Below are 11,982 nucleotides of genomic sequence, written 5' to 3'. Positions count from 1 at the left end.
GGCAAGGATGCAGGATATCTGTCCCCTATCTTATTTTAATAGGACTTCCGAAGATCAACCCGGTTTCTTGTCATAAATCTTGTATTTGTCAGCGAGACAGCGACGAGTGTCACCGGGAATCAGCCCCCTGCAGGTAAGTTTTGTTTAATAAATAGGCAGCGAGACTGTAAAAGTTGTCTGCCCCGGTACAGAATCTACAGCAATTGTGCCTTCGTGTTTTTCCACAATTTTTCTCACAATATCCAATCCCAAACCGCTACCTTCGCCTGCCGATTTAGTCGTAAAAAACGGCTGAAAAATTTTGGGAATAACTTCTGAGGGAATACCTTTGCCGTTATCAGTAAACTTGAGGAAAATAGTTGCCTCTTGCTGCCGAGTTTCAATCGTCAAAATACCTTTATAATCCATTGCTTGCAGGGAATTATGAACGAGATTAGTCCAAACTTGATTTAAGTCATCGGGATAGCACATAATTTGGGGTAAATTTCCATACTTTTTAACTACTTCTATACCGTGTTTCAGTTGATTTTGATAAAGGGTTAATACCGTTTCAATGCCATCGTGCAAGTCCGCCTGGACTTTTTCTAGTTTGCTATCAAAATGAGCGTAGGTTTTTAAGGCAAATACTACTTTCCCAGACTTCGCTGTTGCTCTTTGGATCAGGCTAATACTTTTTTTAAAGCTCGCAAATTGGTAAGCACTATTTAAAACTACTTCCCAATCGGGGGATTTAAAAAGCGGCAAGAACTCTTCTATTTTTTCGTAGATTTCCATGTCAACTAAAGTATCCGCAATTTCCTCGGCGTTTTCAACAGATTCTGCAATCAAATCCGCCGCCAACTGCTGCTTAAATTTGCGTTTTTCTCTGCTTGTGAATAAAACTTCTTGATGGGTGGCTCTGTACAGTAAAGCTAAAAAATAAGCTTTGCTCTCGGCAGAAAGTTGTTGATAAATTTCAGGAAATTTTTCTAAGAACTCGTCGGAAAAGTTAGCTATATTATGAATAGAGGAACCTATAATGCCAAGGGGGGTATTGATTTCGTGGGCAATGCCGGCAATAAGTTGTCCCAGGGCTGCCATTTTTTCCGATTGAATCAAATGCTCTTGGGTGGCTTGCAGTTGGTGCAGCGCGGTTGCTAAATCTTGATTTTTTTCTTGCAAAGTTTGTTGCAGCGAACAAATTTTTAAATGAGTTTCTATCCGGGCTAAAACTTCTTCTACCTGAAACGGTTTAGTAATAAAGTCAACTCCGCCAACTGCAAAAGCTTTAACTTTATCCAGCACGTCATTAATCGCACTAATAAAAATAACAGGAATGTCTTTTGTAATTTCAGAAGCTTTGAGTTGCTGACAAACTTGATAGCCGTCCATTTCCGGCATCATAATATCCAACAGCACTATATCTGGGGGTATTTTTTGAGATGCAGACAATGCTAGCTTGCCATTGGGTACGGGGCGAACTTGATAGCCTTTTTCGCTCAAAATTCCGGCCAGCAGCCGCAGGTTTTCTGGCGTATCGTCCACTACTAAAATATTAGCTCGATTGGTTATAGGTAAAGTTGAAGTCATCGGGTATTTACTGTTTTTCGCTGATATCGATTATGTTCAAAATTCTGTCATATTCAAAATTATTAATGCAATCTTGAAGCTTGCCCGCGAGAGAGGGATTGACAGTGCCGATTTGTGCGATCGAAGTCGCGATCGCCTCCATGTCCACACTCAAAATACTTTGCTTAAATTGGGCCATCCAGTCTGGAGAAAGAGAGGCAAAAGCCTCCGGTGTCAGCACCTCCTGACTTGACTCCTCTATACCTGCGGCACTTACTGCGGTTGAATCTTCATAAATATAGCGTACTCCTAAATGTTTTCCCATTGCCACAAAGATATCCTCCTCGCGGAACGGTTTCCGCATAAAATCATCGCAACCCGCCGAAAGAATCACCGCCCGTTCTTCCTCCAAAACGCTAGCAGTTAGGGCCACAATCGCCGTTGCTTGCCCGCCAGTTGTAGTTTTAATCTGTTTCGTTGCCTCATAGCCGTCCATGACAGGCATTCTCATGTCCATCCAAATCAGATGCGGTTCCCACTCCATAAAAATATCCACCGCTTCTTTACCGTTATTTGCTTCTCTCAACTCAAATCCGAGTGGACTGAGAAGTTTTACTAACAGTTGGCGGTTCAAAGGTTTGTCGTCCACAATTAGCAAGCGATAACTCGGCTGATTCGGTTCGAGGGCAACAACTCGACGTTGAGTTTTTTTGCTTTCAATATCACTAGCTTCAACCAGATAAACTTGGATGTCCAACTGAAATAATGCACCTTTTCCGATCTCGCTGCTAACAGTAATTTCCCCTCCCATTAATTGCACGAACTGGCGGCTAATAGCTAAACCTAAACCCGTTCCTTCCTGAGAATCTTTACCTGTTTTCGTCTGCACGAATGCTTCAAACAACTGATGGATTTCCTCAGCAGCAATGCCTGCACCAGTATCTTGAACTTCAAAATGCAGCCAGTAGCGGCCGGGCAATTGGTCAATGCTGTTTTTATGTATATTCTGCCTTCCTCCTTTGACTTGCACCGACACTCCCCCTTCGGAGGTAAATTTAATTGCATTATTGAGCAAATTAATTAAGACTTGCCGCAATTTAACTTCATCAGTACAAATGTAATGGGGAACTTCTGCGTCTGTGTCGAAGATTAGTTGCAAACCTTTTTGCTCAGCTTTGAGAGCAAACATATCTTCTAAATCGTCGATTAGTTGGTACAAATCGAAGCTTTTTTCATTAAGAGTTGTGCGTCCGGCTTCGATTTTTGACAAGTCTAAAACTTGGTTAATTAAAGCCAGTAAATGTTCGCCACTCCGGAGGATAATTCCGACATTTTCTTGATTTGCCTGAGACAAAGTTTGACTGCGGATCAGGACTTGAGCAAAGCCGATGATCGCGTTCAGGGGCGATCGCAATTCGTGGCTCATATTGGCGAGAAAGGTACTCTTAGCTTGGTTTGCTGCTTCGGCCGCTTCTTTCGCCTGCTGCATTTTGATTTCAGCTTGTTTGTTATCAGTAATGTCTTTAATAAAACCTTCGTAGTAAAGTAAATTTCCTGCTTCATCGCAGACAGCGCGACAATTTTCCGAAATCCAGATTATGCTGCCATCTTTGCGGTAAATTTCCGATTCAAAGTTTGATAGTATCCCGCACTCGTTCATCAGCGCTGCAAATTCGTCGCGGCGGTTGGGTTTCACGTAAAGCTGGTTATTGAAATTCGGCTGTGCTGCTATTAAATCTGCAGGCGAGTCGTAACCGTAGATGTTAGCTAAAGCGGGGTTAGCGCTGATGTATTTCCCGTCAACAGCAGTTTGAAAAATTCCATTCAAAGCATTTTCATAAATGTTGCGGTACTTTTCTTCGGCTTCCCGGAGGGCAGTTTCTGCTTTTTGGCGATCGGTAATATCGCTAGACATCGACAAAAAACAAGCTTCTCCGTCAATATCGATGGTTTCTATAGACAGCAGTGCCGTTCTTTCTGTACCATTTTTATTGCGAAACCTCAGCTCATAATTGTGAATTGCTGTCTTGTTTTTTAACATTTGAATCATGCGGTCACGCTCTTTCAAACTCGCCCAAAAATTGAGTTCAACCGCTGTTTTACCGATAATTTCTTCCTGAGTGTAGCCCATCATCCGGCAAAAACTATCATTAACTTCTAGGTGGCAGCCGTCACGAATTCTTGTAATTGTAATCGCATTCGGACTCGAACGAAAAGCTTTAGAAAACTTTTCTTTTGCCTTAGCAAGATCTGCGGTGCGTTCTGCAACTTGCACTGCTAAATTTTGGTTGTATGCCCTTAATAATTTCTCTGCGAGTTTCCGTTTCGTAATATCTTGAAAAGCGCACATTCCGTAAATAATATTTCCTTGGGCGTCGTAAATAGGAGTTCCCCAAACTTGCAGGGGAACAGTTTTGTTATTGGAGGAGATTTCAATGTCATCAACAGTTACAGCTTTGCCCTGCAAAGCATTTAAGATTGGGTCGCGTTCCGCCGGGTAAATTTCCTGAGTTCCAGCTAAATAAACTCGGTATAATTGGCGCAACTTTTCGGCATCTGCTGCCACAATTCCTTGAGATAAAAGTTTTTTTCCTGTAGGGTTAATGTAGTGAGGTTGACCGTTTTGCTCTGCAATAAAAATGCCGAGCGGTACTGCATTGAGAAATTGTTTGACTCGGCTTTCGCTTTCTGAGAGGGAAGTAAATGAATGCTGCAATTGCTCTGCCATGCTGTTAAAAGCAGTGGCAAGTTCTCCGAGTTCATCTTCGCGATTCAGAGTGAGCTTTGTATCCCATTCATTCCGCGCCAAAGCTTTCGCCGCTGCATTCAATCTTAAAATCGGCTGAACTACCCATTTCGCAGTAAGAATTCCCAGGATTGTCGCCCCCATCAAAGCTGCAAGCGACAGTAAAAAAGTTGTGCGCGTGTTGAGGTTAATTTGCTCCATAAAGTCAGACTCGGGTACAACTACTACAATCAGCCAATCCAACCCTCGATCGTCTTTAAAAGGAGCTACCTGAATAAAATTTCGCTTACGGTCAACATCAAAAGTAAGCTGTTGAGAATTATTGATTTTAGCTAAGCTGTCGTAGTGTTTATCTAAATGCTGTGCGGTTTGTCGAATTACCGGATTGTCGCTTTCTGAAGCTTTGATGCGTCTTGTTTCTTTACCTTCCACCACAAATTCTGCACTCGCCGTTGAAGTGGCTATTAACATCCCCGATCGCTCCATGACAAAAGTTTGTCCTGATTTGCCAATTTTGAGGCTGACGAGAAATTCTTTGATTCGAGAAAAAAGCAAATCGCTGCCAGCTACGCCTAACAATTTGCCAGCGTCGTCGTAGATAGGCAAAGCAGCAGTAATTGCCAGTTCCCTAGTCAAAAAATCTGTATAAATTGGAGTCCAAATAGGTTTTTTTGCCGCAGCCGCAGCTATGTACCAAGGGCGAGTTCGCGGATCGTAAATATCGGGTGAAATTTGCACTAATTGAACGCGGTTTCCCTGAGAGTCAGCCGTATACCGAGCTAATTTATTGCCAGTCGAGCTGTCGGCAGCAGATATCAACGTCCGCTCTTTAGTGCGAATTGCTCCCGAATGTTCTCCATTTTCTTTACCTGTGTAAATGATGCTGATAGAATCAAAATATTGAATTTGTTCTAGGAAATGATGTTCTAGTTTTTGGTTGTCTTCTAGGTTCAACTGCCCCAATTTTAAGCCTTGAACGTTCAGGTGATTGACAATGTGGGGAATTGACATATAATTTTCCATGCGGTCTTTGATGCGATCGCTAATTTCTCCCCGCAACTGAGCGGCAACCTCGTTAACTGCCCGCTGACCGTTTTGGAAAGATAGCCAACCTACAACTCCTACCGTGCCGACAATTTGCACTAAAAAGGGAACCACGAGCACCGTTTGTAATGGAGCTTTGCCGATAAATTTTGTAGCCAAACGATTGAGGGGTTTAGGAAACATATTCATCCTCAGAGGAATTGGGAATTGGGCATTGGGAATTGGGCATTGGTAATTGTTGGGAGTTTTGAGTGTAAATTCTTTTCCCTTTGCCCTTCCTTTTCTCCTTATGCTGTAGTTTACTGACGACAGTACCGTCGATCAATTTATATCAAAATAGCGTATTTCTACTCAGAGTTTTTTCGTAACTACTGATACAGATAAGTGGGCGCGATCGACCTAACTCGAAATCATCTGATCTATTGCACCATTCTCAATTACTTATTTAGGAACAGGCAAGATGCCTGTTCCACAAGAGATGAATTTTATTGTGGAACAGGCATCTTGCCTGTTCCACAACAAGTACATTTTCTTGTGGGGTGGGCATCCTGCCCGCGCAGGGAAGGGTTATTGAGAATGGTGCAACCTCTCAGTTTGAACAAACAGTAGCTAACAAGCACACACCCCAAAAACCTGCATTTACCTGCGATTCAACTCCATTCTTTCGCCGTAACGTAACAGCATATCCAAACTCTCTAAGCGATTTTGCCAAGTTTGCACCTGATAGCTATTTTCGGCAGAATGCAAGCGCATCGAAGATTGAAATTGAGATTGAAAACCCCTTAACAATCTTTTAGTAGTTGCTAAACTTTCCGTAGAAGGATTTGCCGCCAATTTGCTCAAAGCTTGCGCCAATTCCTCCGATCGACTTTGCAAAACTTTTAGTTCAGATTCCGACACCCGCAACTGATTGTTAGCCAGCAAAAAACTCCATTCCTGCTTGAGAGCAGTATAGCGCGAAGCCGCCGCCGCAAACGGCTGTCGGTAAGGAATCGGCTCCGCAGCAGAAGTGGAACGCACCGGCGTGCCTTGAGTGCGGTTAAAAAACCCCTGCATCCCGCTGCTGATACTTTCCACGGCAAAAATAGCATAGCCCCCAGTCGGCAAATCGCGCAAAGCTTGAATTTGGTCGATCGCCACAACTTCCGGGAGAGTCAACAACTTAACCGACGGAGAAATCAAAGCCGAACCAAGCATTTGTTCCTTTACCAAAGGTTCGGTGATGCGCTGAAGTCGGTTCGTATCCAAAGCATAAGTCATCGGCACAATCAGATCTACAATGCCCTGACGAGCCCAAACTTCCCAATTTTGCTGAATTTTGTAAATTCGCTGACTTTCCGGGTGCGGGAACACCGCCACCGACAGAATTGTGCGCGGATAATTCTGCCGCAAAAGCTGAGAAACTTCAGCTACAAAACTATTAATTTGATTAGTTTTAAACTCAACCCACTGCCGCCACAAACTGCCGTCCCTGGGCGAAATATTCACCGGATCTGCACCAGTCAACTGCCTAAATTGCTGCCTCGCCGCAATACCGTAACCGTAAGTAAAATTCGCATTGTCATCTTGAAAAGGATAGCGAATATAGTCTAATTGCACCCCATCTACTTTGTAGTTGTTGGCAATTTCGCTGACAATTTGCAGCAAATAATTACGCGCTTCCGGGTTCGCCGGATCGAGATAAAATTTACCATCATTAGGATTTTGCGTGCGTCCTTTATTGTCAATATTCGCCCACTGTGGATGAGCGGAAAGTACCGGTCCCGGATAAGAGCTAGGCTGGCCAATTAAAGTATTGTGGCGCTTATTTCCTGTGGCAAAAACCCAAACCCAAGCGTGCAGTTCCATGCCTCGCTCGTGAGCTAATTTAACCGCCGATGCCAGCGGATCCCAGCCAACTGTTAGGGGATTTTGTTGCGGTGCAACTTGACTGGGATAAATCGTATATCCGGCATTCAAAGTTTCAAAGAAAACGGTATTGATACCGGCGGCTGCGAGCCGATCAAACACTGCCGCCAAACCCTGTTCCGATCGCGCTGCAACGATCGTACCCCGATCGAGCCAAACCGCCCGAATTTCCGCCCCAACGCGCTGTCCTTCCTTCGGGTAATTTTGCCACAGCAACTGCCGCGCTTCCACCCACTGCTTTCTAGCCTCCGCGTAGTTTTGCTGTTGCAGGAGTTGGTCGAAAGTTTGCAAAACCTGCCGCGCTTGGGCGATCGCCCCCGTCCTGCTCGCTTGCAGAATAGTCAAGCGACTGGCTCCCGGGCCGCCTCCCCCCTGTTCTGCAGCCACCAGTTGAGGGGTGGTAGCAGCATTGAGATTGACGGCGGTATTGGCTGAATTAGATGCTGTCAGGGCGCTTTCAAACCGGCCGAGGAGGTTGGTGAGTTCTTGGCGCATCAAGTACGCTTCAATGCTGACGATCGGCTTATTGGAATTTGCCTGCACGTCCAAACCCGCCGCCGCCACCTGATCCGAAGGGTCTGTAAAACTTGCAGGAACTGGATCGGGAACCGAGCCAGAGGGAGAAAGTCGGCTCAGCGGGTTACTACGCGGCGAATTAGGGCTGTTTCTACTGACTCTTGAGGGGGGAGTTGGCAGTGGGGTCGCGGCAGCAGTGGGCGGCGCTACAGGCCCAGAAGCGATCGTGCCTCCCCAGCGGGCGATCGAGGCTTGCAGCCAAGCCTTATCTACATTTCCCGAACCGTCGCTACCCCAGCGCCAGCCGAGATAGGTAGCGCGATCCGTGGCGATGGCTGCGGAGGAACCGGAACTATCTTTCCAAGTAGCAATAGTTTGACTGTTCGCATCAGCCGGAATCAAGACACCGCCTTGGACTGAGACATTTTTTTGTTCGGGTGGCATCCAACTGCTAGAAGTAGTGCAAGCCAGATCCCGACAGCGGTTGCGCGGTTGCGGAGTCGCCGGCTGGGTTAACGGAAAAGCCCAATAGGCCCCGAGGAGCGATCGCAAAGATTGGCGCACCAAGGCCGGGGAACTGCGGCCGACTGGGCCCGAAGCAATCAAGCGGCCGCCCTGTTTTGTCCAAGCTTCTAAAACTTTAATTTGCGCCGGGCTCAAAGTTTCAATGTTGGGCAAAAACAGCACGTTAACGCCTGCTAAATCCGCCAAGTTTTTGATTTCTTCCAAATTGATTGGTTTGTAAGCAATGCCGCTTTCCCAGAGGCGCGTGGTAATCTTTACCCAATCGGGAGAATTTTCGGAACTGCGAACCACACCCAGAACTACTTCTGCGAAACTCGGAGAGGGAAATAAAATAAAGAGATTGAGTAATGTACTTGCTAGAGTGCCAATTAAGACTCTTTGCAAGAAAGTTAAAAAGCGAAATTTTTGAGCCTGAGAGCAGGCATCAGGCATTTGATCTGGCTTATTGATTTGTTGCATAAATATGAGAATTACCCACCACACCGCTAGAGAAAAATTCAATAACAATTAAGAGCGATCGATCCGCACCATACAATTTTCTATCCTGTTCTGCAACCTGAATCAGGAAAATGTGCGATCGATCGATTTTAGATTTTGGATTTTAGATTTTGGATTTTAGATTTAAATCTCGGTCTATTCCTCATGACAGTTGACTGTTGACTGTTGAGTGTTGACTGTTTGGACATTGGAACAATACCGATGCAACCGGAAACGATTTTAGATTAAAATCTGCGTGCATTGGGGTTGAAAAACCAAAAATACAATTTAGATGCCGGACAGTCAACAGCCAACACTCAACAGTCAACACTCAACAATTTTCTAACTTGCAGCTTCATTCACGGGGAATCGATCGATTAACTGCATCGCCCGACAAGCATTCCTCCGCAAAGAATCCGAGACGTGAGGAACGTGAGGAATCTGAGACAAGAAATCCAAAGTCCGGCGCAAAATCCGCACCACATCCCCTTCATCCAAACTCGTATGGCTAATCAGTTCCAGCCATTCAACGCCCAGAGCCCACTGTTCGACCAAAGTCACTAAATCCCGTTCCAGCCAAATCGGGATGGCAGCTTCGTGACGGTACTGCACTTGAAACAATCGGCGGCGCAGGCCTTTTTGCAGATTGTCCAAAGGTGCCAAAACTTCTGGCGACAGCGAGTAGTGAGTCCAACTGTCCGGTCTGGAAACTTCTGTAACTAAGGCCGCGCAAGCAGCAGCGAGGTGGTGGGGGTCGAGTTCGTCAAACTCTGCAGACATCAGGGACAAACCCAGCCACAGTTCGTTATCGCCGCGAATGGCGGCGCAAGCTTGGCCCAAGACTGTGGGCACCAATCTGTCGGAGGAGTCATCTCGGTTTCCCGTTGCCGAAACTACTCTTTCCAAGCAGCCGAAATTAAGCAAGATGTCGATTAAGTTGAGAAATTGCTCCCAGTAGCGAGCTCGCTGCTTTTCTAACTCTTGTTCGCTTTTGCGGATTTCTTTTTTCAATTCTTCCCGGCGGCGCTGGCGTTTGAGCAAAGTACCGGGATTGCCCCATTCTAAAACCGGGTGAATTTCTAGCTTAGCTTCTACGGCTGCGATTTTCTGCTGTTGCTCGATCGCCTCTGGGCTCGGTTCCGGTGCGGGCAATTGTGGGATCGATGCAGCAATTGAAGCAGTCTCTTCATTTCCCAAGCGGCACTGGCCGAGTCTCAGGGGCATTTCCGACGGCGGGTTCAAGGTATCTGCAACGCTCAAGCGGGGTAATTCGGCGTGCAGGGTAGCGACATCGCTAATGGCCACGACATACCAGCGGTTATCTTTGCCCAAGCACACCAAATTTGGTGCTTGGCCGGAACCTGCGATTTTGGCAACCAATACGGCGGGTACAGGAGTTGTGTGCGATCGTTTGGCTGTCGGAACGTGCTTGCCTTTGAGACTCATAACCGTGCCGAGCACTGCAAAAGCCACAGCTACGGACATCTCCTTAAATCTGGCTTCTTCTGCTTGCTGCAAGAGAATTTTGAGCAAACGTTTGTCTTCTTTGAGTCTTGCCTGCAATTTTTCGTAATGGGCGAGCTCTTTTTCCAGGGTGGAGACATTTCCTCCCGCCGCCAGGGACTGTTCAAGCACCGCCAATTCTGTTTGCAGCCGGTCTAATTCTTCTTGCTGCGGCTGCAAGTACAAGGTAGACAGGTATTGACCGAAACTTCGCTCTACCAACTCTTGAGCTTCGTCGAGAGTGTGTGTTTGCAGCAAATTCAGCACCATGCCGTAGCTGGGCGTAAACTGACTGGCGAGAGGGTCGGCTTTGGCTGTTGCCAAATAAGAGGCTTCTTTTGCGCCTTCAAAGCGCGTCTGAACTGCGACGACGTGTCCCAGCTTGTCCATGCCCCGCCGACCAGCCCGACCGGCCATTTGCAGGAATTCTGAAGCGTTTAGCAGTCGGTGTCCCTTGTCGGTGCGCTTGGACAGGGTGGAAATGACTGTGGTGCGGGCGGGCATATTAATCCCGGCTGCTAGGGTTTCGGTGGCAAATACGACTTTAATCAAACCTCTGCCAAATAGTTCTTCTACTAAACCTTTCCAAGCGGGCAAAATGCCTGCGTGGTGGGCGGCGATGCCTTTTAAAAGAGCTTCTTTTTGACCGAAGCGTTCTGCTTCTGGGTTTCGCTGTAAAAAATCGTCAATGATGCGTTTGAGTTCTGCTGTTTCGGCTTCGTTAACCAGGGAGAAATTGCCGACTTCGGCGACTGCTTGGTCGCACCCGCGACGGCTGAAGATGAAGTAAATTGCTGGTAGCATATCTCGATCGTCCAACCGCGCTAAAACATCGGTCAAACTCGGAGTGGGGATGCTGCCTCTTTCTACTTTTTGCTGCTTCTTTTTGGGGACTAACCGAACATTCGCTCTTTTGCCGGTCTCGTCTAGCAGGGGAAATATCCCTTTTTGGTTGGCGAAGTGGAATTGCAGCGGCACTGGCCGAAAGTCTGAGTAGACGAGCTCTGTGGGCCCGTGGACTTTGTTAATCCAGTCTGTGAGTTGCTCGCTATTGGCAACGGTTGCTGAGAGGGCCAGCAGTTGAATTTCGCTGGAACAGTAGATGATGGATTCTTCCCAGACGGTACCGCGCTGGCGATCGTTCATGTAGTGACACTCGTCTAGCACCACGGTTTCGACTCCGGTGAGGGAAGTACCGACTTCTCCGATCGGCGTACCGTAGAGCATATTCCGAAATATTTCGGTAGTCATCACCAAAATCGGCGCATCTCGATTGACGGAGATGTCGCCCGTCAGCAAACCTACGTTGTCGTCTCCAAATTGACTGCGGAAGTCGCGCAGCTTTTGGTTAGAGAGTGCTTTGAGGGGAGTGGTATAGAAGACGCGCCGCCCCCTGGAGAGTGCTTGATGGATGGCGTATTCCCCGATTAACGTTTTCCCAGAGCCTGTGGGAGCACACACGACAACCGATTTACCTGCATCGAGGGCGGCGATCGCCTCTCTCTGAAAGTTATCTAGCTCGAATGGAAATATGGTCTTCAGATCCAGCTCTGGGCGGTTCTGGGCAGTGTCTGGCACAAGGATTATTATAAGGTTGCAGGATAAGTATGCTTAAATCTTGCTGAAAGCAAGTCAGCAGGTTAGAGTCGATATGGGCATTACTACCCCTACCTCTCCTTCAGAACGGAACGTGAAACTTTCGCTTCATTCCGCTC

4 protein-coding genes are annotated in these 11,982 nt (G+C 46.8%); all 4 read right to left on the bottom strand.

Annotation, left to right across the window (positions count from 1 at the left end):
• Positions 1–144: 144 nt before the first annotated feature.
• Entirely contained in the window at positions 145–1,569 is a 1,425-nt protein-coding gene (locus tag QUA42_RS18890; RefSeq protein ID WP_333139078.1) for a response regulator, read from the bottom strand.
• A 7-nt stretch (positions 1,570–1,576) separates the two neighbouring features.
• Complete coding sequence (locus QUA42_RS18885; protein ID WP_333139076.1) at positions 1,577–5,521, bottom strand: PAS domain S-box protein; 3,945 nt, start codon at positions 5,519–5,521, stop codon at positions 1,577–1,579.
• A 456-nt stretch (positions 5,522–5,977) separates the two neighbouring features.
• Positions 5,978–8,719, bottom strand: coding sequence for a family 10 glycosylhydrolase (locus QUA42_RS18880; RefSeq protein WP_445301340.1), 2,742 nt, complete (start codon positions 8,717–8,719; stop codon positions 5,978–5,980).
• A gap of 387 nt (positions 8,720–9,106) precedes the next feature.
• Positions 9,107–11,845 carry a DEAD/DEAH box helicase gene (locus QUA42_RS18875; protein ID WP_333139072.1) on the bottom strand — a complete coding sequence of 913 codons (2,739 nt, stop codon included), beginning with the start codon at positions 11,843–11,845 and terminating at the stop codon, positions 9,107–9,109.
• Positions 11,846–11,982 lie beyond the last annotated feature (137 nt).

The organism is Microcoleus sp. Pol11C2 (genome assembly GCF_036701505.1).
Taxonomy (GTDB): domain Bacteria; phylum Cyanobacteriota; class Cyanobacteriia; order Cyanobacteriales; family Microcoleaceae; genus Microcoleus.
The sequence above is the reverse complement of the archived record's forward strand: the minus strand, read 5'-3'. Positions and strand labels throughout refer to the sequence as shown.